This is a genomic window from Streptomyces sp. NPDC055013 (assembly GCF_053608645.1).
On the sequence record NZ_JBSGVW010000009.1, the window covers coordinates 173,354 to 195,175 of the forward strand.

General features: G+C 70.4%; 19 protein-coding genes. 5 read left to right on the plus strand and 14 right to left on the minus strand.

Annotated elements, in window-relative coordinates:
• Nucleotides 1-136: 136 nt before the first annotated feature.
• Nucleotides 137-1,267, plus strand: coding sequence for a glycerate kinase (locus ACWGDB_RS14500; RefSeq protein ID WP_453822741.1), 1,131 nt, complete (start codon nt 137-139; stop codon nt 1,265-1,267).
• A gap of 100 nt (nt 1,268-1,367) precedes the next feature.
• Here ACWGDB_RS14500 and pssA read toward each other — a convergent pair whose 3' ends face one another.
• The 7 genes from pssA to ccrA all read right to left on the minus strand — a co-directional run bounded on the left by pssA (nt 1,368) and on the right by ccrA (nt 9,121).
• Entirely contained in the window at nt 1,368-2,186 is an 819-nt protein-coding gene (gene pssA, locus ACWGDB_RS14505; protein ID WP_453822821.1) for a CDP-diacylglycerol--serine O-phosphatidyltransferase, read from the minus strand.
• A gap of 22 nt (nt 2,187-2,208) precedes the next feature.
• The gene (locus ACWGDB_RS14510; protein ID WP_048579466.1) at nt 2,209-2,865 is read right to left on the minus strand and encodes a phosphatidylserine decarboxylase; all 657 of its coding nucleotides are present in this window, start codon (nt 2,863-2,865) and stop codon (nt 2,209-2,211) included.
• A gap of 170 nt (nt 2,866-3,035) precedes the next feature.
• A complete protein-coding gene (locus ACWGDB_RS14515) occupies nt 3,036-4,241 on the minus strand; it encodes an acyl-CoA dehydrogenase family protein (RefSeq protein ID WP_031475707.1) in 1,206 nt (401 codons plus the stop codon).
• 2 nt (nt 4,242-4,243) lie between these two features.
• A complete protein-coding gene (locus tag ACWGDB_RS14520) occupies nt 4,244-4,756 on the minus strand; it encodes a MaoC family dehydratase (protein ID WP_030948303.1) in 513 nt (170 codons plus the stop codon).
• 5 nt (nt 4,757-4,761) lie between these two features.
• On the minus strand, nt 4,762-5,721 hold the full coding sequence (locus tag ACWGDB_RS14525; RefSeq protein WP_031475710.1) for an HpcH/HpaI aldolase/citrate lyase family protein: 960 nt from the start codon (nt 5,719-5,721) through the stop codon (nt 4,762-4,764).
• The gene (locus ACWGDB_RS14530) at nt 5,718-7,766 is read right to left on the minus strand and encodes a protein meaA (protein ID WP_453822742.1); all 2,049 of its coding nucleotides are present in this window, start codon (nt 7,764-7,766) and stop codon (nt 5,718-5,720) included. The genes ACWGDB_RS14525 and ACWGDB_RS14530 overlap by 4 nt, the downstream gene beginning before the upstream one ends.
• Before the next feature lie 17 nt (nt 7,767-7,783).
• Nucleotides 7,784-9,121 carry a crotonyl-CoA carboxylase/reductase gene (gene ccrA / locus ACWGDB_RS14535; protein WP_383623370.1) on the minus strand — a complete coding sequence of 446 codons (1,338 nt, stop codon included), beginning with the start codon at nt 9,119-9,121 and terminating at the stop codon, nt 7,784-7,786.
• Nucleotides 9,122-10,011: 890 nt separating this feature from the next.
• Here ccrA and ACWGDB_RS14540 point away from each other — a divergent pair.
• On the plus strand, nt 10,012-10,230 hold the full coding sequence (locus ACWGDB_RS14540) for a hypothetical protein (protein WP_453822743.1): 219 nt from the start codon (nt 10,012-10,014) through the stop codon (nt 10,228-10,230).
• A gap of 245 nt (nt 10,231-10,475) precedes the next feature.
• Here ACWGDB_RS14540 and ACWGDB_RS14545 read toward each other — a convergent pair whose 3' ends face one another.
• From ACWGDB_RS14545 to ACWGDB_RS14555, 3 genes are all read right to left on the minus strand, one after another.
• Nucleotides 10,476-10,694: a hypothetical protein gene (locus ACWGDB_RS14545; protein ID WP_453822744.1), complete on the minus strand. Its 219-nt coding sequence runs from the start codon at nt 10,692-10,694 to the stop codon at nt 10,476-10,478.
• A gap of 130 nt (nt 10,695-10,824) precedes the next feature.
• The gene (locus ACWGDB_RS14550; RefSeq protein WP_383609775.1) at nt 10,825-11,637 is read right to left on the minus strand and encodes a TetR family transcriptional regulator; all 813 of its coding nucleotides are present in this window, start codon (nt 11,635-11,637) and stop codon (nt 10,825-10,827) included.
• Between the two features lie 346 nt (nt 11,638-11,983).
• Entirely contained in the window at nt 11,984-13,789 is a 1,806-nt protein-coding gene (locus ACWGDB_RS14555; RefSeq protein ID WP_453822745.1) for a 3-hydroxyacyl-CoA dehydrogenase family protein, read from the minus strand.
• A 401-nt stretch (nt 13,790-14,190) separates the two neighbouring features.
• On the opposite strand from ACWGDB_RS14555, the gene ACWGDB_RS14560 reads away from it, so the two are divergent.
• The gene (locus ACWGDB_RS14560) at nt 14,191-14,766 is read left to right on the plus strand and encodes an adenylosuccinate lyase (protein WP_453822746.1); all 576 of its coding nucleotides are present in this window, start codon (nt 14,191-14,193) and stop codon (nt 14,764-14,766) included.
• A 43-nt stretch (nt 14,767-14,809) separates the two neighbouring features.
• On the opposite strand, the gene ACWGDB_RS14565 is transcribed toward ACWGDB_RS14560, so the two are convergent.
• From ACWGDB_RS14565 to ACWGDB_RS14580, 4 genes are all read right to left on the minus strand, one after another.
• Nucleotides 14,810-15,343, minus strand: coding sequence for an N-acetyltransferase family protein (locus ACWGDB_RS14565; protein ID WP_453822747.1), 534 nt, complete (start codon nt 15,341-15,343; stop codon nt 14,810-14,812).
• Between the two features lie 39 nt (nt 15,344-15,382).
• Nucleotides 15,383-15,781, minus strand: a complete 399-nt coding sequence (locus tag ACWGDB_RS14570) for a RidA family protein (protein ID WP_453822748.1) — start codon at nt 15,779-15,781, stop codon at nt 15,383-15,385.
• Nucleotides 15,782-15,856: 75 nt separating this feature from the next.
• Nucleotides 15,857-17,434, minus strand: coding sequence for an alpha/beta hydrolase (locus ACWGDB_RS14575; protein WP_453822749.1), 1,578 nt, complete (start codon nt 17,432-17,434; stop codon nt 15,857-15,859).
• Between the two features lie 146 nt (nt 17,435-17,580).
• On the minus strand, nt 17,581-18,624 hold the full coding sequence (locus ACWGDB_RS14580) for an Rv2578c family radical SAM protein (protein WP_453822750.1): 1,044 nt from the start codon (nt 18,622-18,624) through the stop codon (nt 17,581-17,583).
• A gap of 192 nt (nt 18,625-18,816) precedes the next feature.
• On the opposite strand from ACWGDB_RS14580, the gene ACWGDB_RS14585 reads away from it, so the two are divergent.
• Both ACWGDB_RS14585 and ACWGDB_RS14590 read left to right on the plus strand, forming a co-directional pair.
• Nucleotides 18,817-19,260 (plus strand): SRPBCC family protein, encoded by a 444-nt coding sequence (locus tag ACWGDB_RS14585; RefSeq protein ID WP_328878225.1) that lies wholly within the window; start codon nt 18,817-18,819, stop codon nt 19,258-19,260.
• Nucleotides 19,261-19,407: 147 nt separating this feature from the next.
• Nucleotides 19,408-21,792: an MFS transporter gene (locus ACWGDB_RS14590; RefSeq protein ID WP_453822751.1), complete on the plus strand. Its 2,385-nt coding sequence runs from the start codon at nt 19,408-19,410 to the stop codon at nt 21,790-21,792.
• Nucleotides 21,793-21,822: the final 30 nt, after the last annotated feature.

Below are 21,822 nucleotides of genomic sequence, written 5' to 3' on the forward strand. Positions count from 1 at the left end.
GCAGTACGCACAGCGGGTTCGCAGGGCGTTCTCAGGCTCCGGGCAGGGCATGACGTCATGGGCCTCCTCCGGTTAAGGTCGCAGCGGCGCGACTGGCCTTGACGTGCGCGAGGCCCGGAGAGCAAGGGGAAAACAGGTGACACAGCGCGTGCTCATCGCCGCGGACAAGTTCAAGGGGTCGCTGACGGCCGTGCAGGTCGCCGAGCGTGTGACGGCCGGTCTGCGCCGGGTCGTGCCGGCCGTCCAGGTCGAGGCCATGCCCGTGGCCGACGGTGGCGACGGGACCGTGGACGCGGCGGTCGCGGCCGGTTTCGAGCGCCGGGAAGTACGGGTCGCCGGGCCCCTCGGGCACGAGGTGACGGCGGCGTTCGCGCTGCGCGGCGACACGGCGGTCGTGGAGATGGCCGAGGCGAGCGGCCTGCAGCGGCTGCCCGCCGGCGTCTTCGCGCCGCTCACGGCGTCCACCTACGGCTCGGGCGAGCTGCTGCGGGCCGCTCTGAACGCGGGCGCCCGCACGATCGTGTTCGGCGTCGGCGGCAGCGCCACCACCGACGGCGGCGCCGGGATGCTGAGCGCGCTGGGTGCGCGGTTCCTGGACGCGGACGGGGAGCCGGTGCCGCCGGGCGGCGGAGGCCTGGGCGACCTGGCCGGTGCCGATCTCTCCGGCCTCGACCCGAGGCTGGCCTCGGTCGAACTGGTGCTCGCCAGCGACGTCGACAATCCGCTGACCGGTCCGAAGGGCGCACCGGCGGTGTACGGCCCGCAGAAGGGCGCCTCGCCGGACGACGTGGCGACCCTGGACGCGGCGCTCGCGCACTTCGCGAAGGTGCTGGAGGAGTCGGTAGGCGCCAAGGCCGCCGAGCACGCCGCCGCACCGGGCGCCGGCGCGGCCGGTGGCATCGGCTACGGCGCGCTCCTCCTCGGCGCCGGCTTCCGCCCCGGCATCGAGGTCATGCTCGACGTCCTGGGCTTCGCGCCCGCGCTGGAGCGGGCGGAGCTGGTCATCACCGGCGAGGGCTCCCTGGACGAGCAGACCCTGCACGGCAAGGCCCCGGCGGGCGTCGCCGCCGCCGCCCGCGCGGCCGGCAAGGAGGTCGTCGCGGTGTGCGGCCGCCTCGCGCTCGCGCCGGAGGCGCTGGGCCGGGCCGGGATCCGGCGGGCGTACCCCCTGACGGAGGTCGAGCCGGACGTGGCGAAGTGCATCGCGGACGCGGGACCGATTCTGGAGCGGGTGGCGGAGCGGATCGCCGGGGACTTCCTGAGCTGAGCCGACGCGGCCGACGCACGATACGACGAAGGGCCCCCAGCCGACCGGCTGGGGGCCCTTCCTGGTGTCGTACGGCCGCGTACGGCTTCGGCACGGCTGCTTACGGGAGCTGTGCCGCCCGTGCCTCACGCCGGTTGTCGCGGAAGTTGTTCACCCGGCGGGCCGTGGCGAACAGCGGGATGACCGCGCCCATGACCAGCTGCAGCGCGCAGCCCGTCTGGAGCAGGAGCTGGCCGCTGGGGGCTTCGAAGGCCCAGGCGGCGAGCAGACCCATGCTGACCACGATCCAGCCCAGCATCGCCACCGCGAGGCGGCCACGCGGCTTCGGGTACTCGACGCGGCTCACCATCAGCCAGGCCGTGCCCAGGATCGCCAGCAGGGTCGCCACGAAGGGCAGCTCCAGCAGGACGATCGAGACCACCGTCAGCGCGCCGAACGGCGACGGCATGCCCTGGAACATGCCGTTCGGTGGGGTCACGCAGGAGAAGCGCGCGAGTCTCAGCACCACCGCGAGCAGCACGACGATCGCGCCGACCGCCGCCACCCGCTGGTGCGCGTCGTCGGCGACCATGCCGTAGACCAGGACGAAGTACGCCGGGGCCAGACCGAAGCTGATCAGGTCGGAGAGGTTGTCCAGCTCCGCGCCCATCGGGGAGGAGCGGAGCTTCCTCGCGACCAGGCCGTCGAACAGGTCGAAGACCGCCGCGCAGAGCATCAGGATGACCGCCGTGGCCGCGCTGTGGCGGGCCATGCCGGTTTCCTGGCTGCCGGTGAGGTGCGGGATCAGGATGCCGGTGGTGGTGAAGTACACCGCCATGAAGCCACACGTGGCGTTGCCGAGCGTGAGGGTGTCCGCTATCGACAGGCGGAGAGAAAGAGGCATCTCCTCCTCTTCGTCGACCTCGTCGGCCTCGGGCACCCAGCCCGGCTGTGTCTCAGGATCAATCACGGTCAATGCGAGTCACCCCAGCCACGGTCTTCTGCCCGACCTCGACCGCGACCTCCACGCCCTCGGGCAGGTAGATGTCGACACGCGAGCCGAAGCGGATCAGACCGATACGGTCGCCCTGCTCGACCTTCGTGCCCTGCGGGATGTAGGGGACGATGCGTCGGGCCACCGCGCCGGCGATCTGGATCATTTCGATGTCGCCGAGTTCGGTGTCGAAATGCCAGACTACGCGCTCGTTGTTCTCGCTCTCCTTGTTGAACGCCGGAACGAACCCGCCAGGGATGTGCTCCACGGACGTGACCGTGCCGGAGAGCGGCGCACGGTTGACGTGGACGTTGAGCGGGCTCATGAAGATCGCGACGCGGGTGCGGCCGTCCTTCCACGGCATGATGCTCTGCACCACACCGTCGGCGGGAGAGATGACCCGGCCCTGCGCGATCTCGCGCTCGGGGTCGCGGAAGAACCACAGCATGCCCGCCGCGAGCGCGGTGGCGGGCACGGCCACGGCCTTGGCGACGCCGGAGCGGCGTGCGCGGGCCAGGCTGAGGGCTGCGGTGGCGACGGTCGGGAGAAGCCACGGCGATGCTCCGCGCGCGAGGCGTACGCCGGCCCGGCTGTCGCGAGGTGCAGAGGTTTGGCTGTGGGGCATGGATGACCTTCGTAGCGGATGATGCCGCGCTTCGACGGGGGACGGCGGCTTTCCCGGGATCGTACCGGTCGCGGGCCACAACTGGGCAAGCCAGGAAGCCGAGTCGGCGGCTGAAGAGTATTGACGGGGTGTGATCTTCTTCTCGAAGAAAACACCCCGAACCCGTACATCTATCCCTGGAACCGATACTCTTCGAGCAGCCTGCGACCGATGATCATTTTCTGGATCTCGGCGGTACCTTCACCGATAAGCAGCATCGGAGCCTCTCGGTAGAGGCGCTCGATCTCGTACTCCTTGGAGAAGCCGTAGCCGCCGTGGATCCGGAAGGCATCTTCGACGACCTCCTTGCAGTACTCGGAGGCGAGGTACTTCGCCATCCCAGCCTCGAGGTCGTTTCGCTCCCCGGAGTCCTTTTTGCGTGCCGCGTTCACCATCATGGCATGCGCCGCCTCGACCTTGGTAGCCATCTCGGCCAGCTTGAACTGGATGGCCTGGTGCTGGGCGATCGGCTTGCCGAAGGTGTGACGCTGCTGGGCGTACTGGACACCGAGTTCGAAAGCACGCTGAGCGACGCCACAGCCACGCGCCGCCACGTTGACGCGGCCGACCTCGACGCCGTCCATCATTTGGTAAAAACCTCGGCCGGTGACGCCGCCGAGCACCCGATTGGCCGGAATGCGCAGGCCGTCCATGATGAGCTCGGTCGTGTCGACGCCCTTGTAGCCCATCTTGTCGATCTTGCCGGGGATGGTGAGGCCGGGGCGGACCTCTCCGAAGCCGGGCTCCTTCTCGACAAGGAAGGTCGTCATCGACTTGTGGGGCGCGGTGCCCTCGGGGTGTCCTTCGTCACTTCGGACGAGAACGGCGACCAAAGAGGACGTTCCGCCGTTCGTGAGCCACATCTTCTGGCCGTTGAGGACGTACTCCTCGCCGTCCTTCACCGCCTTCGACGTGATGGCCGACACGTCGGAGCCCAGGCCCGGCTCCGACATCGAGAAGGCGCCGCGGATGTCGCCGGCCGCCATGCGCGGCAGGAAGTGGTCCTTCTGCTCCTGCGTGCCGTGCTGCTTGAGCATGTACGCCACGATGAAGTGGGTGTTGATGATGCCGGACACCGACATCCAGCCGCGGGCGATCTCCTCGACGCACAGCGCGTACGTCAGGAGCGACTCGCCCAGACCGCCGTACTCCTCGGGAATCATCAGGCCGAACAGGCCCAACTCCTTCAGACCGTCGACGATCTGCTGGGGGTACTCGTCGCGGTGCTCCAGCTCGGTGGCGACCGGGATGATCTCCTTGTCCACGAAGTCGCGGACGGTGGAGAGGATCTCCTGCTGGATGTCGGTCAGACCGGCGGTCTGGGCGAGTCGCGCCATGGCTACTTCTCCTGCTCCTTGAGCTCGGGGCGGCCGGGCTGCTCGCCGCCGCGCTCCTTGATGTACGTCTCGGTCGGCACCATCACCTTGCGGCGGAACACGCACACGAGCGTGCCGTCCTGCTTGTAGCCCTTGGTCTCGACATAGACGATGCCGCGGTCGTTCTTCGACTTCGACGGCCACTTGTCGAGCACCGTCGTCTGGCCGTAGATCGTGTCGCCGTGGAAGGTCGGCGCCACGTGCTTGAGCGACTCGATCTCCAGGTTGGCGATGGCCTTGCCGGAGATGTCCGGCACGCTCATGCCGAGCAGCAGCGAGTAGATGTAGTTGCCCACGACGACGTTCTTGCCGAAGTCCGTCGTCTTCTCCGCATAGTTGGTGTCCATGTGGAGCGGGTGGTGGTTCATGGTGAGGAGACAGAACAGGTGGTCGTCGTACTCGGTGACCGTTTTGCCCGGCCAGTGCTTGTACGTCGCCCCGACCTCGAACTCCTCGTAGGTGCGTCCGAACTGCATCGCGCTCAGGCCTCCGGGATCTCGAACTTGCTGGTGCGCTGCATGCCCGCCGCGCGGCCCTTGCCGGAGATGACCAGCGCCATCTTGCGGCTGGCCTCGTCGATCATCTCGTCGCCGAGCATCGCGGAGCCCTTCTTGCCGCCCGCCTCGGAGGTGTAGTAGTCGTACGCGTCCAGGATCAGCTCGGCGTGGTCGTAGTCCTCCTGCGAGGGCGAGAAGATCTCGTTGGACGCCTCGACCTGGCCCGGGTGCAGCACCCACTTGCCGTCGAAGCCGAGGGCCGCGGCGCGCTGGGCGACCTCGCGGTAGCCGTCGATGTTGCGGATCTGGAGGTAGGGGCCGTCGATCGCCTGGAGGTTGTTGGCGCGGGCGGCCATCAGGATCTTCATCAGGATGTAGTGGTAGGCGTCCGCCGGGTAGCCGGGCGGCTGCTCGCCCACGACCAGCGACTTCATGTTGATGGACGCCATGAAGTCGGCCGGGCCGAAGATGATGGTCTCGACGCGCTGGGAGGCCGTCGCGATCTCGTTGACGTTGTTCAGGCCCTGGGCGTTCTCGATCTGCGCCTCGATGCCGATCTTGCCGACCTCGAAGCCCATCGTCTTCTCGATCTGCGTCAGCAGCAGGTCGAGGGCGACGATCTGCTCGGCGGTCTGCACCTTCGGCAGCATGATGCAGTCGAGGTTCTGGCCGGCCCCCTCGACGACGGTCACGACGTCGCGGTACGTCCACTCGGTCGTCCAGTCGTTGACGCGCACGACCCTCGTCTTGCCCGTCCAGTCGCCCTCGTTGAGGAACTTGACGATGGTGTGCCGCGCCTCGGGCTTGGCGAGCGGGGCGCACGCGTCCTCCAGGTCGAGGAAGACCTGGTCCGCCGGCAGGCCCTGCGCCTTCTCCAGGAAGCGGGGGTTGCTTCCCGGGACCGCGAGACACGAGCGGCGGGGACGCAGACGGTTGACGGTCATGCGGGGACCTCCAGGGGGTCGAGCTTGTTCGCTTTCCGGATCTCGTCGACGATGCGGCCGATGATTCCGGTGATGTCGAAGTCCTTCGGGGTGAAGACGGCGGCCACACCCGCGGCCCTCAGCTGCTCGGCGTCGCCATTGGGGATGATCCCACCGGCGATGACAGGTATCTCTGTGGCACCGGCCACACGAAGGCGCTCCAGCACGTCCGGCACGAGCTGGGCGTGCGAGCCGGACAGGATGGACAGGCCGACCGCGTGCACGTCCTCCGCGAGGGCCGCGTCCACGATCTGCTCGGGCGTCAGGCGGATGCCCTGGTAGACCACCTCGAAGCCGGCGTCACGCGCCCGTACGGCGATCTGCTCGGCGCCGTTGGAGTGCCCGTCCAGGCCGGGCTTGCCGACCAGGAACCGCAGCTTGCCGACGCCCATGTCCTTCGCCGTCAGGTCGACCCTGCGGCGGACGTCGGCCATGGCCGAGCCCTCCTCCGCGGGGACGGCAACCGGCGCAGACGACACGCCCGTCGGCGCCCGGAACTCCCCGAACACCTCGCGCAGCGCCCCCGCCCACTCGCCGGTCGTGACCCCGGCGCGGGCGCACTCCAGGGTGGCCTCCATGAGGTTGTCGGTGCCCTTGGCGGCCTCCTTCAGCCGGTCCAGCGCCTTGCAGGGGCGCGGGTGGTTGAAGGGCGGCTGGTAGCGGGTGTCGCGCCAGTGCTCCAGGCCCGCGATGACCCGGGCCTCGACCGCCGGGTCGACCGTCTGGATCGCGGTGTCCAGGTCGGCCGTCAGCGGGTTCGGCTCGGTCGTCTCGAAGATGTTGACACCGATGATCTTCTCCTGCCCGGACTCGATCCGGGCCCGGCGCTCGGCGTGCGAGGAGACCAGCTGCGACTTGAGGTAGCCGGACTCGACGGCGGCCATCGCGCCGCCCATCTCCTGGATCCGCTCGATCTCCGCGAGGGACTCCTCGACGAGCTTGCTCACCTTCGCCTCGATGACGTGCGAGCCGTCGAAGATGTCCTCGTACTCCAGCAGATCGCTCTCGTGCGCCAGCACCTGCTGGATACGCAGCGACCACTGCTGGTCCCAGGGCCGGGGCAGACCCAGCGCCTCGTTCCAGGCGGGCAGCTGCACGGCACGCGCGCGTGCGTCCTTCGAGAGGGTCACGGCCAGCATCTCGAGGACGATCCGCTGGACGTTGTTCTCCGGCTGCGCCTCGGTCAGACCGAGGGAGTTGACCTGGACGCCGTACCGGAAGCGGCGCTGCTTGGGGTTCTCGATGCCGTAACGCTCGCGCGTGACCTGATCCCAGATCCGCCCGAACGCCCGCATCTTGCACATCTCCTCGACGAAGCGGACGCCCGCGTTCACGAAGAAGGAGATACGGGCCACGACGTCCCCGAACTTCTCGGCGGGGACCTGCCCCGAGTCGCGTACGGCATCGAGAACCGCGATCGCGGTGGACATCGCGTACGCGATCTCCTGGACCGGCGTGGCGCCCGCCTCCTGCAGGTGGTAGCTGCAGATGTTGATCGGGTTCCACTTCGGGATGTGGGAGACCGTGTACGTGATCATGTCCGTCGTCAGCCGGAGTGAGGGCCCCGGCGGGAAGACATGGGTCCCCCGCGACAGGTACTCCTTGACGATGTCGTTCTGGGTCGTGCCCTGGAGCTTGGTGATGTCCGCGCCCTGCTCCTCGGCGACGACCTGGTAGAGCGCCAGCAGCCACATGGCGGTGGCGTTGATCGTCATCGAGGTGTTCATCTGCTCCAGGGGGATGTCCTGGAACAGCCGGCGCATGTCACCGAGATGGGCCACCGGTACGCCGACCCGGCCGACCTCGCCGCGGGCGAGGATGTGGTCGGAGTCGTAGCCGGTCTGCGTCGGCAGGTCGAACGCGACCGACAGACCGGTCTGGCCCTTGGCGAGGTTGCGCCGGTACAACTCGTTGGACGCCTCGGCCGTGGAGTGACCGGCGTACGTGCGCATGAGCCACGGCCGGTCCTTCTCCCGCTTGCCTTCGGCGGGCTGACGCTCAGTCATCTATGACCTCGGGTGTCTCAGATGTTGCGGAAGCGGTTGATGGCGTCGATGTGCTGGGCGCGCATCTCCTCGTCGCGCACGCCGAGGCCCTCCTCGGGGGCGAGGCACAGGACGCCGACCTTGCCCTGGTGGAGGTTGCGGTGCACGTCGTAGGCCGCCTGGCCGGTGTCCTCCAGCGAGTACACCTTCGACAGCGTCGGGTGGATCTTGCCCTTCGCGATGAGCCGGTTGGCCTCCCAGGCCTCGCGGTAGTTGGCGAAGTGCGAGCCGATGATCCGCTTCAGCGACATCCACAGGTAGCGGTTGTCGTACTCGTGCATGTAGCCCGAGGTCGAAGCACAGGTGGTGATGGTGCCGCCCTTGCGGGTGACGAAGACCGAGGCGCCGAAGGTCTCGCGGCCGGGGTGCTCGAAGACGATGTCGATGTCCTCGCCGCCGGTCAGCTCGCGGATGCGCTTGCCGAAGCGCTTCCACTCCTTCGGGTCCTGGGTCTGCTCGTCCTTCCAGAACTTGTAGCCCTCGGCGTTGCGGTCGATGATCGCCTCGGCGCCCATCGAGCGGCAGATGTCCGCCTTCTGGTCGCTGGAGACGACACAGATCGGGTTGGCGCCACCGGCCAGTGCGAACTGCGTGGCGTACGACCCGAGTCCGCCGCTCGCGCCCCAGATCAGGACGTTGTCGCCCTGCTTCATGCCGGCGCCGTTGCGGGAGACCAGCTGGCGGTACGCGGTGGAGTTGACCAGGCCCGGAGCGGCGGCCTCCTCCCAGCTGAGGTGACCCGGCTTGGGCATCAGCTGGTTGGACTTGACCAGCGCGATCTCCGCGAGGCCACCGAAGTTGGTCTCGAAGCCCCAGATCCGCTGCTCGGGGTCGAGCATCGTGTCGTTGTGGCCGTCGGACGACTCCATCTCGACGGACAGACAGTGCGCGACGACCTCGTCACCGGGGTTCCAGGCGTTGACGCCCGGGCCGGTGCGCAGGACGACGCCCGCGAGGTCGGAGCCGATGATGTGGTACGGCAGGTCGTGGCGCTTGGCCAGCTCGTTGCTGCGGCCGTAGCGCTCCAGGAACCCGAAGGTCGACAGCGGCTCGAAGATCGACGTCCACACCGAGTTGTAGTTGACCGAGGAGGCCATGACGGCGACCAGGGCCTCGCCCGGGCCGAGCTCGGGCAGCGGGACGTCGTCCAGGTGGATCGACTTGCGCGGGTCCTTGTCGCGGGTCTCCAGGCCCGCGAACATCTCCGTCTCGTCCTTGTGCACGGTGATCGCGCGGTACGACTCGGGGAGCGGCATGGCGGCGAAGTCGGCGGGCGTGGAGTCCGGCGACTGGATCGCGTCGAGGATGTCCTTCACGGTCACGGTGTTGCCTCCGGCGGTACGCACCCTGAGGGAGGGGTGCTGAGGGTTACGTCGATGCTGCTGAGGGATGTGGTGGTTGCCGTCGGTTCGGCTGTTGTGCTGTTCGGCAGCGCTTTGTGGCGCGGGAGGTTGCCTGTGACGCAGGCGCCGGGCGCGCAGGCCCCGGGGGGAGCTTGCGGGGACAGCCGACGTACGAAAGGTCTCTGCACGCCGGCCGCCCGGACTCTTTCAACGTATGGCACGGCGTGTCACGTGGCAAGGCACTGGGTGCCAGAACTTGCTCTCAGATGAAATCTTTACGTAACAAATGAGCGATGATCGATCAAAGCTACCGACGAGTAGGTGTTAATCGGGCGCTATCGGTCACCAGTCGTCGTCAGTCCGTGGAGCAGGGTGTTGCGGTGGACGACGAGGCGCTCGGCGGTCCGGGCGAGCGGGAAGCCGCACTCCGCCCCGGGTGATCAGAGTCTCCCGCCCGCGGCTCCAGCCATGGACCGGCACGCGGTGCCAGGGCGGCGCCCCGGTGCGAGTCGTGCATGTCGGCGACGTCCCGGGCCCGGCTCCTCGCATGTCGTACCAGGGTGCGGCGCACGGGCGGCAGGCTTCCGTCGGCTCGGCTCGGCTCGGCTCGGCTCGGCGCGGCGGTCGCGCTGGAGCGGGTGCTCTTGGGCGCGGCGCCGGCCGAGACGGAGCCCGCCCTCGGGCCGGCCCTCTTCGACCGGTCTCCTGGTGGAGCGTCAATGGGCCGTGGATGCCGGGCAGTTCGTGGCTGCGGCGCGACGGAGCCGAGCTGGTCGAGAGCGCGCGGGTGACGGCGGTCCGGGAGGGCGCGGATCGAGTCGAGGTCCGTACGGTCGCGGGGGACCTGCCAAGCGGACGCCGTCATGATCGCCGGGGGCGTCCGGTCCCGGGAGGTGTGCGCCTCGCTCGGCGTACGCATCGAGATGGCCGCCGGGACGATGGGCTTCGACCGGGGCCCGGACCGCTTCCGGCAGGTCCGCGTTCAGGCGCTGGTGGCGGCTGCTCGACAGGGCGCCGACTGGGAGCGGCGGGAGCGGAGTGAATGGGGCCGCGCCCGATGCCCCCCGACGCCCTGCCCCTGATCGGCCCCGTACCGGGCCGCCCCGCGGATCCTGCTCGCCACCGGCCACAACATGCCGTCCACGGCGACGGGGCGGCTGGTGGTGGGCTGCTTACGGGGGAAGCGGCGAGGTTCGCACCGGGCCCGTCGGTCCGGCGCCGGGGACAGGGGGCCCGTCCGGTGGATCATGCCGCCGTCGTGAGGCCTGGCGCGCCCGCCCCGAGCCGCCGTCGCTCAGGGGCCCGGCCCGATCAGCCGCACAAGGCGCTACGCGCCCAGGCCGAGCAGGGCCACCTGCAGGGGGAGGGCCGGCTCCTCGGGGAGGGCGGGCGGCTCCTCGCCGCGGCCCGTGTGCGTGGGCGGGACGGCGCGCAGGCCCTTGATGCCGTCGGCGGCCCACTTCGCGTCCGTCGCGGGGAGGGACAGGGTCATGCGCCGCCCGTCGGCCAGCGTGGCCTGGAACTTGGTCGAATCGTTCGTCCGCACGGCAACCCTCTTCCGTCGCACACCGTCAAGCGCACCATCAAGATCGTGCTTCGACGTGGAGGACGGACGGGCCGGAGAAATGGTTCCCGTGGCGGGAGTCGCCAGGAGGAGCCCAGCCCCTGCTGACGCGCTACGCCCGTTCCTTCAGCGCCTGCTCGATGGTCCGCATCACCTCGTCGAGCGGCGCGTCGGTCCGCGCCACGGTCACGAGCACCTCGCCCTGGCCCGCCACGGAGGCCGGCACCGTACGCGGCGCGGTCTCCCGGCCCGCCCCGATCCCCGTCCCGAACGTCCGCCGCACGATCGCGAAGGCGTGGTCGAGCTGCGCCTCCACGTCGCCCTGGGCACCGGCCCGCAGCCAGCGCCGCAGGACGTGGTTGTGCGCGGTGACCACGGCCGACGCGGCGACCTCCGCCAGCAGCGGGTCGTCGTTGGCGTCGTCGTCGTGCGCGTGCTCGTCGAAGTGGCCGAGGAGGTAGCGGGTGAACAGGCGCTCGTAGCGGGCCACCGACGCGATCTCCGCCTCACGCAGGGTGGGGACCTCGCGGGTGAGCTTGTAGCGGGCCACCGAGATCTCCGGACGGGCCGCGTACATCTTCATGACTTCCTTGATGCCACGGCACACGGTGTCGAGCGGGTGCTCGTGCGCGGGCGCCGCGTTGAGCACCGCCTCCGCGCGGATCAGTGTGTCGTCGTGGTCGGGGAAGATCGCCTCTTCCTTGGAGCGGAAGTGGCGGAAGAACGTGCGGCGGGCGACCCCGGCCTGCGCCGCGATCTCGTCGACGGTGGTTGCCTCGTACCCCTTGGTCGCGAACAGCTCCATGGCCGCGGCAGCCAGTTCGCGGCGCATCTTGAGCCGCTGGGCGGCCGCGCGACTGCCGGCGGCACTTTCCGGCGCGTCGGGCGTGGCTGGTGTACGTGAGGACTTGGCGGGCTGGGGCATGACCCGAACGTACTGCATGTGCGCAGCTTGATGCGCATGTACGGGGTTTCCCCCGCCCTCGGCGGGCGGGGGAACGCCGGGTTCGGCGGGCGGGGCCGGGCCGCGCCGGGTGGTCGGGGGGGGGGGGGGGGGGGGCCGCCGCCCCCCCCCCCCCCCCACCCCCCCCCCCCCCACCCCCCCCCCCGCCGCCCCCGGGCGCATAGAGGGAACCCCCCCCCCGGGGGGGGGGGGGGGGGGGGGGGGGGGGGGGGGGGGGGGGGGGCGGGGGGGGGGGGGGGGGGGGGGGCGGCGGGGGGCCCCCCCCCCCCCCCACTCCTGACCGCCTCCGAACCAGTCCCCGGGCCGCTCAGCGCCGGGCATATTCGCGGAAGCCACGGCCCGTCTTGCGGCCGAGGCAGCCCGCGGCCACCAGGTGCTCCAGCAGCGGCGCCGGAGCCAGGCCCGGGTCGCGGAACTCGCGGTGCAGGACCTTCTCGATCGCGAGGGACACATCGAGCCCGACGACGTCCAGCAGTTCGAACGGCCCCATCGGGTAGCCGCCGCCCAGCTTCATCGCCGCGTCGATGTCGTCGAGCGTCGCGTAGTGCTCCTGCACCATCTTGATGGCGTTGTTCAGGTACGGGAACAGCAGCGCGTTGACGATGAATCCGGCCCGGTCGCCGCAGTCCACGGCGCGCTTCCTGATCCGGCCACAGACCTCGCGCACCGTCGCGTGCACGTCGTCACCCGTCAGGACCGTGCGGACGACCTCGACCAGCTTCATGGCCGGCGCGGGGTTGAAGAAGTGCATGCCGATCACGTCCTGCGGACGCGAGGTGGCGCGGGCACAGGCGACGACGGGCAGCGACGAGGTGGTGGTGGCCAGCACCGCACCCGGCTTGCAGACCTTGTCCAGCGTCGCGAACAGCTGCCGCTTGATCTCCAGGTCCTCGGCGACGGCCTCGACGGCCAGATCGACGTCGGCGAACGCGTCGTACGAACCCGCCGCGGTGATCCGGTCCAGGGTCTGCGCGGCGGCCTCGGCGGTCATCCGGCCCTTGTCGACAGAGCGGGAAAGAGACTTGCCGATACGGGCCTTCGCGGTCTGCGCCTTCTCCTCGCTGCGGGCGGCGAGCACGACGTCGTAGCCGGCCTTGGCGAAGACCTCCGCGATCCCGGACGCCATGGTGCCGGAGCCCGCGACACCGACCGAGCGGACCTCGCGGCCCGGCGTGAGGGCGGCGCCGTCCAGCGGCGTCAGCGCGTCCCGCACGACGGTGGCGCTGCCCGGCGCCTCGTACGTGTAGAAGCCGCGGCCCGACTTACGGCCCGTCAGGCCCGCCTCGCTGAGCTGCTTGAGGATCGGCGCGGGGGCGTGCAGCCGGTCGCGGGACTCGGTGTACATGGCGTCCAGGACGGTGCGCGCCGTGTCGATGCCGATCAGGTCGAGCAGCGCCAGCGGGCCCATCGGCAGTCCGCAGCCCAGCCGCATCGCGGCGTCGATGTCCTCGCGGGAGGCGTACTTCGCCTCGTACATCGCGGCCGCCTGGTTGAGGTAGCCGAACAGCAGCCCGTCGGCGACGAATCCGGGCCGGTCGCCCACCGCGACGGGCTCCTTGCCGAGGTCCAGGGCGAGGTTGGTGACCGCGGAGACGGCGGTCGGCGCGGTCAGCACCGAGGAGACGACCTCGACCAGCCGCATCGCGGGCGCCGGGTTGAAGAAGTGCAGACCGAGAACCCGCTCCGGGCGGGCCGAGTCGGCGGCCAGCCGCGTGACGGACAGGGCGTTGGTGCCGGTCGCCAGGATCGTCTCGGGGCGCACGATCCCGTCCAGCTCGCGGAAGATCTGCTGCTTGATCTCGTACGACTCCGGCGCCACCTCGATGACCAGGTCCGCGTCGGCCGCGGCACGCAGGTCGGTTGAGGTGCGGACGCGGGCGAGGGCGTCCGCACGTTCGTCCTCGGTCAGCTTGCCGCGCTCCACGGCGCGGGCGGTCGAGGACTCCAGGGTGGCGACGGCCTTGGCGGTCGCGGCCTCGCTGATGTCGATGCCGATGACGTCGCGACCGGCCTTGGCGAGGACCTCGGCGATGCCGGTGCCCATGGTGCCGAGGCCGACGACGGCAACGGTCTTCAGCGGGGACAGAGGGGTGTCGGACAGGGGAGTGGCCATCGCGGGACTCCAGGAATGAGGGTGACGACTGGGAGCGCGCCCGGGTGCGCCGAGCCCGGCCCCATCGAGGCCGAACCGAGAGCGCACCGGGTGCGGAGAGAAGTGAGTGCGGGTGTTGCCGGGCTACTGGCGCACACGCCCGGTGCCGTCGCCGAGGGGCGTGCACACGCCCCGGGGAACGGAGGATCCGACCGGCCCTGTCCCGGAGCCGAGTCGTACTGAGGTACGCGATGTACCGAACCGACCGACACTCGCGGCGGCTGCGTCACCAGGCCGCTGCAAGCAAATCTGCGAGTGGGTGACTCGCTCGTATGAGCTTAACCGGTGGGTAACGAGCACGCCAGCCCCCGTCTTTGTGATGTAGGTCCCGAGAAGCGGGCCGCTTGCATACGCTCGCCTTCATGGACGAAGAGTTGCGATCACTCACGGAGCGCTTACGGCAGGAGTCCGGTACGTCGGCCGCGTACGACCGTCTCGTGACGACCGAGGACCTCGGCGAACTGGCCGACGTGCTCACCGCGCCGGGGCAGCCGCTGTGGGCCAGGGAGTTGGCCGCGTTCCGGCTGGGCCTCGCCGGGGACCGGCGGGCCTTCGAGTCGCTCGTCCTGCTTCTCAACCACCGCGACCCGCAGCGCTGCGCCTCCGCCGCCCACGCCCTCGCCCGCCTCGGCGACCCGCGCACCGCCCGCGCGGCCGCCGCCCTCGCCACCAACGAACTGCGCGTCGCCTACGCCCTGCACCCGGTCCGGCTCCTGGTCGAACTGCGCGCCCCCGAGGCCGTGCCCGCCCTCATCACCACCTTGGAGCGACGCCTGCGCCCGCACGACCCCTACCGCCGCGTGGCCCTCGCCTGCGTGGACGGCCTCGGCACCCTGGGCGACACCCGGGCCAGACGCATCCTGAACGAGGCCCTGGCCCACCCGGCCCTCGCTGAGGCGGCGGTACGGGCGCTGGCCCGCATCCCACACCAGCGGTGAGGCACCGGCCGGTCGACGGCAACGCGTAAGAGCGACGCCCCTGTCAGCCGGCCCTCAGCGCACGCGCGTACCGCACCTCGGGCACCTCGACGCCGTCCACCTCGAAGGGCTCCTCGGCCCCGTCCGCCCGGAAGCCGCCCCGTTCGTAGAAGCGCCGGGCGCGGACGTTGTCCCTGAGGACCCACAGGAGCATGCGGGCATGTCCGGCGGCGGTGCAACGGCGTACCGACTCCTGGAGCAGGGACCGCCCGATGCCGGTGCCGTACTGCCCGGGGTCCACGTAGATGGCGTACAACTCGGCGTCTTCGGTGCGTACTTCGCCGTCACGGTACGGACCGTGGCAGGCCCAGCCGACGATCCGACCGCCCTGCTCGGCGACCAGGTCGACCACGCTGCCGTCGGCCTGTGAGAAGTAGGCGCGGCGGCGTCCGGCGTCCTGGGCCACATCCAGGGCGTCCAGGTACGACTGCGGGATCAGGCCCCTGTAGGCGGTCTGCCAGCCGCCGACGCGGATCTCGGCGACACGGTCGCAGTCGGCCGGGGTCATGGGGCGGATCCGTATGCCGTCGTCATCCATGACGGCACCGTAGCCATCCGTCACCCGGTCCGACCCCGATCAGCACGGCAGCACGGCGAACGCCTCGACCTCCATCAGGAACTCGGGGCGCACCAGCCCGGCGACCTGGACCGCCGACGCGGCCGGCAGCCGGTCGTCGGGTATGTGCTCGGCGCGGGCCGTGCGGAGGGCGGGCATGTGGGCCATGTCCGTGACGAAGTAGGTGAGCTTGATGACGTCGTCGAAGGTCGCGCCGGCCGCGGTGAGGCAGCGCCTCAGGTTCTCGAAGACCTGGCGGGCCTGGGCTCCGGGGTCTCCCTCCCCGACCGGCTTGCCGTCCTCGTCGAGGGCGAGCTGGCCGGAGACGGCGACGAAGCGCCCGGTGCCGAGCACGACGTGGGTGTACTGGGCGGCGGGGGCGACCCCGTCGGGGGCGGGAATCCTGGTCAGCTCACTCATGCGTCCATGGTGGACCATGGGTCTGACAACGCCCCCGACGGACCGTCAGGCGACCTGTGACCGGCGATCAAGCGCTCAGTGGCGGAAGCCGACCAGCCGATGCAGCTCGGCGCCGCGCGCCGCCGCCGACGCCACCTTGGAGCTCAGCGGCTTCGGGTCGGGCCGCGCCTCGCACACCGCGTCGACCTCACCCGCGCCGCGCGGCACCGTGCCGTCGGCGAGGTAGGCCGCGAGGTGCTTGTCCAGGCAGGAGTTCCCGCCCAGCGTGACGGCGTGGTTGCCGCCGCCCCGCTCGACCACCAGGCTGGAGCGGGCCAGCTGCCGGTGCACCGTGACGGCGCCCTGGTACGGGGTGGCCGCGTCGTCGGTGGACTGGAACAGCAGCACCGGTGGCACCTTGCTGTTGGCGATGCTCACCGAGGGAAGCGGGTCCTTCGGCCAGAACGCGCACGGCGCGTTGTACCAGGCGTTGTTCCAGGTCATGAACGGCGCCTTCGCGTGCACGGACCAGTTGTCCGTCCGCCACTGCTGCCAGTCCCGGGACCAGGCGGCGTCGCGGCACTGTACGGAGGCGTAGATGCTGTAGCTGTTCTCGTCGGACGCGTCGGCGGCGCCGAACTTTTCGTACGCCTCGACCAACGGGTCGGCGTTCCCGTCGTTCACATACGCGGCGAACGCCTCGGCGAGGTAGGGCCAGTATCCGTTGTAGTAGCCGCCGGGCAGGAAGGTGTCCTCCAACTCGGAGGCGCCCACCTTCTCGCCGGCCGGCGTCCTGGCCAGGGCCGCCCGCATCCGGTACCAGGCGGCCTCGACCCGCGACGGATCGGTGCCCAGCCCGTACGTCCGGTCGTACTTGGCGACCCACGCCAGGAACGCGCGGTGCCGGTCGTTGAAGGCGACGTCCTGCGCGAGGTTGGCCTCGTACCAGACGCCCGTGGGGTCGACGACGGAGTCGAGGGCCGCGCGCCGCACCCGCTGCGGGTAGAGCTTGGCGTAGACCGCGCCGAGGTAGGTGCCGTACGAGTAACCGAAGTAGTTGATCTGCCGCACCCCGAGTGCCGCGCGGATCCGGTCCATGTCGCGCACGGCGCTGACGGTGTTGAGGTGCGGCAACACGTCCGCGTACTTCTTGCCGCAGGCCCGCGCGAAGGACTTGGCGCGCAGCAGGTTGGCCCGCTCGATCAACGGGGTGCTCGGCAGGGAGTTCGGGCGCACCGGGGCGAAGTGGCCGGGCTTGCAGTTGACGGCGGGCTTGCTCCTGCCGACGCCGCGCGGGTCGAAGCCGATGACGTCGTACTGTGCCGCCACCGCCTTGGGCAGTCCGGAGGCGACGAATCCGGCCAGCGTGAGACCGCTGCCGCCGGGGCCGCCGGGGTTGACCAGCAGCGGGCCCTGGAACTTCTTCGCGGTGTGCGGGACGCGGGACAGCGCGAGGGTGATCTGCCGTCCGCGCGGTTCGGTGTGATCGAGCGGCACGTCGAGGGACGCGCACTGCAGCGTCGGGTATTTCGTGTTGCCGCACTTCTTCCAGGTCAGGGGTGCGGTTCTGAAGGTGTCCGCGGTGCCGGTGGCGCTGGCTCCGGCGGGGACAGCCGTCACGGTTGCGGCCATGACGACGGCGGCGCCGCACAGCACGGCTGCGCGTTTTCCCATGGGGTCCTCCCAGGACGGAGGGTGCGGGACCGCGAAGGCCACGATCCCGGCCGCATTCATCCCGGAAGGGGCGCCTGGAAGAACTGCTTCGGGCAAGACTTGACCCTATTGGGCCGAGAGATGCGCCCCAATGCCCGCCGAGGCTCTCAGATCAGCGAGAGCTGGGTCGGTTCGGACTCCGTGTGCTCGGCGGGGGCCGGCTCCGGCTCGCGGATCCGCCGGGGCATCCCCGCGCGCGTGGGGCCTATCCCGTACTCCTGCGCCAGGTCGTGCACCTGACGGGTGACCCGGCGCTGGTACCACTTCGGCGCGTAGGCGCCGTCCGCGTACAGCCGCTCGTACCGGCGCACCAGATACGGGTGCTCCCGGCCGAGCCAGGCCATGAACCACTCGCGTGCCCCGGGACGCAGATGCAGTACCAGGGGCGTGACCGAGGTGGCCCCGGATGCGGCGATCGCGCGCACGGTGGCCCGCAGTTGGGCCGGGCTGTCGCTCAGGAACGGGATCACCGGCGCCATCAGCACACCGCACCCCAGTCCGTGCTCGGTCAGCGTCCGGACGACGTCCAGGCGGCGTTCGGGGGCGGGCGTGCCCGGCTCCACGGTGCGCCACAGCTCGGGGTCGGTGAAGCCGACCGAGACGGAGACGCCGACGTCCGTCACCTCGGCGGACTGCTTCAGCAGCTCCAGGTCGCGCAGGATCAGCGTGCCCTTGGTCAGGATCGAGTACGGATTGGCGTGGTCGCGCAGGGCGGCGAGGATCCCCGGCATCAGGCGGTAGCGGCCCTCCGCGCGTTGGTAGCAGTCGACGTTCGTGCCCATCGCTATGTGATCGCCCTGCCAGCGGCGCGAGCCGAGCTGGCGGCGCAGCAGCTCCGGCGCGTTCACCTTGACCACGATCTGGGAGTCGAAGCCGAGGCCCGTGTCCAGGTCCAGATAGCTGTGGGTCTTGCGGGCGAAGCAGTACACGCACGCGTGCGAGCAGCCCCGATACGGGTTGACCGTCCACTCGAAGGGCATGCGCGAGGCGCCCGGCACCCGGTTGAGGATCGAGCGGGCCCGGATCTCGTGGAACGTGATCCCGGCGAACTCGGGCGTGTCGAAGGTGCGGGTGACCACCGCGTCCGCGCCGAACAGCGCGGAGTCGGCACGGCTGTGGTCGGACTCCAGGGTGAGGTTCTCCCAGCGCATGAGGCCTCCTCGGTAGCACTGCCCCTAGAATAGAACACATGTTCCCTTGATCATGCGACCTATCCCCGGGCTTCGTTTCCGATCACTGTGCGATCGGTTCGGAGAGCTGATCGGGACCCCGATTTGGGCGGTCCGGCAGCGGGGTGGTTGGCTTGCTCCAATCCCCGAGAATTCAGGTCCTGGAGGAAGTCAATGGCGCAGGTCGAGGCCACTACGGAGCGGGTCGTCGCGGCGGACGCGGAGAAGGTGTTCGACGCCCTCGCCGACTACAGCGGCACGCGGCAGAAGCTGCTGCCCGGGCACTTCAGCGAGTACGAGGTGCGCGAGGGCGGCGACGGCGAGGGCACCCTCGTCCACTGGAAGCTCCAAGCCACCAGCAAGCGTGTGCGCGACTGCCTCCTGGAGGTCAGCGAGCCCACCGACGGCGAGCTCGTCGAGAAGGACCGCAACTCCTCCATGGTCACCACCTGGCGGGTCACCCCGGCCGGTGAGGGCAAGTCCCTCGTCGTCGTCACCACCACGTGGCAGGGCGCCGGCGGTATCGGCGGCTTCTTCGAGAAGACCTTCGCGCCCAAGGGCCTCGGCCGGATCTACGACGAGCTGCTCGCCAAGCTGGCCACCGAGGTCGAGAAGTAAGTCCCAGGTGTCCGGGGGCCCTTGGCCCCCTCACCGGATCGAGTGGATCTCCGCCGTGTCCGGGACTGTGCCGTAACTCGCCGTGCTTGCTCGTAGTTGTCGCTCTCATGCGGGAAATGTGAGCAGGTACGGCGAGGGGAGCGGTACGTGGGCGGCACGACTCTGGTGCAGGACGAAACCGTCACCGCACCACCTCCACAGGCTCCGCCCCAAGGCGCCGAGGCCCAACTGAGCCCGCGCCGGGTGCGCTTGGTCTTCTTCGCACTGATGCTCGCGCTGCTGCTGGCCGCGCTGGAGCAGATGATCGTCGCCACCGCGCTGCCGAAGATCGTCGGCGAGCTGCACGGCCTGGACAAGATGTCCTGGGCGATCACCGCCTACCTGCTCACGGCCACCGTCGGACTGCCGATCTACGGCAAGCTCGGCGACCTCCTCGGCCGCAAGGGCGTCTTCCAGTTCGCGATCGTCGTCTTCGTCGTCGGCTCCGCGCTCGCCGGGCGCGCCGAGACCATGGACCAGCTCATCGCCTACCGCGCGGTCCAGGGCGTCGGCGCGGGCGGCCTCATGATCGGCGTCCAGGCGATCATCGCGGACATCGTGCCGGCCAGGGAGCGCGGCCGCTTCATGGGCCTGATCGGCGCCGCGTTCGGCCTCGCCTCGGTCGCCGGCCCCCTGCTGGGCGGCTACTTCACGGACCACGTCTCCTGGCGCTGGTGCTTCTACATCAACGTCCCCTTCGGCCTCGTCACCCTGGCCGTCGTGGCCGTCGTACTGAAGCTGCCGAAGCCGAAGGCCAAGGCCCGGCTGGACGTCCTCGGCTCCCTGCTGCTCGCCGCCGCCTCCACCTGCCTGGTCCTGCTGACCAGTTGGGGCGGCATCGAGTACGCCTGGGACTCCCGCGTCATCCTCGGCCTCGCCGGGGGAGCGGCCCTCGCCACGGTTCTCTTCGTCGTCGCCGAGCACTTCGCCGCCGAACCCCTCATCCCGCTGCGGCTGTTCAGGGACTCCGTCTTCAACGTGACCGGCATGGTCGGCCTGGTGATCGGCGTCGCACTGTTCGGCGCCGCCAGCTATCTGCCGACCTACCTGCAGATGGTCGACGGGGCCACGGCCACCGAGTCGGGCCTGCTGATGCTGCCGATGATGGGCGGCATCGTCGGCGCCTCGATCGTGTGCGGCCAACTCATCAGCCTCACCGGCCGCTACAAGATCTACACCGTGCTCGGCAGCGCACTCTCGGTCGTCGGCATGTGGCTGCTGTCCCGCCTCGAAGCCGACACGCCCCGGCTGCACTACAGCCTCTGGATGGCCGTGCTCGGCGCCGGCATCGGCATGGTGATGCCGGTCCTGATCCTCGCCGTGCAGAACTCCGTGCGCCCCGCCGACCTCGGCACCGCCACCAGCGCCAACAACTACTTCCGGCAGATCGGCGGCAGCGTCGGCGCCGCCATCTTCGGCACCCTCTTCGCCGACCGGCTCGCCGACGCCCTGGCCGAACGGCTCCCCACACGCGCGGGCGCCGAACTGCCCGACCCCGAGTCGATCACCCCGCAGCTGGTCCACACCCTGCCCCCGGCGCTGCGAGACGACTACATCCAGGCCTACGCCGACGCCATGCCGAGGATCTTCCTCTACCTCGTGCCGGTGCTCGTGCTGGGCCTGCTCATCGCCTTCTTCCTCAAGGAGAAACCGCTGGTGTCCCACACCGCCCAGGCCCCGGAGACGGAATCGGCGCCGGTGAACGCCCCGATCCCGCCCGCCCGTTCGCAGTACGCCGCCGGAGTTCCCGTCCGCGGCCTGGTGCAGCATCCCGACGGGACCGTCGTACCGCGCGCGGCACTCACGCTCATCGACATCGGCGGGCAGCAGGTCGGGCGCGGCGCGAGCGGCGACGACGGGCGGTACGGGCTGGCGACGCCGGGGCCGGGGTCGTACGTCATGATCGCCGCGGCGGGCGGCCACCAGCCGCAGGCCGTCACCGTGACCGTCGGAGAGCGCCCCGTGGACCTGGACATCGTCCTGGGCGGCGCCGGACGCCTCGCGGGGAGGGTGCTCACCCCGGACGGCACGCCCGTGGACGCCACGGTCACGCTCACAAACGTGCAGGGCGAGGTCGTGGCCACCACCCGCAGCGGACGCGAGGGCGGCTACGTCATCACCGAACTCGTCGCCGGCGAGTACACCCTCGCAGCGAGCGCGTCGGCCTTCCGCCCGGCTGCCGTCCCCGTCACCGTCAAGGCGGCCCGCGAGACGCGCCAGGACATCGAACTCGCCGGCGGCGCCCTGCTGCGGGGCACCGTGCGGGCAGGCGGGGGGCGCCCGGTCGAGGACGCGCGCGTGACCCTGCTCGACGCCGCCGGCAACGTCATGGACACGCTCACCACGGGCCCCGACGGGACCTTCCGGTTCGTCGACCTGTCCACCGGCGAGTACACCGTCATCGCCACGGGTTACCCGCCGGTCGCCAGCGTGCTCCAGGTCGCCGGCGGAGGCCGTACGGAACGCGATCTTCAGCTCGGGCACGAGGACTGATCAGGCGCACCGGCACAGGGGTTGTCCTGC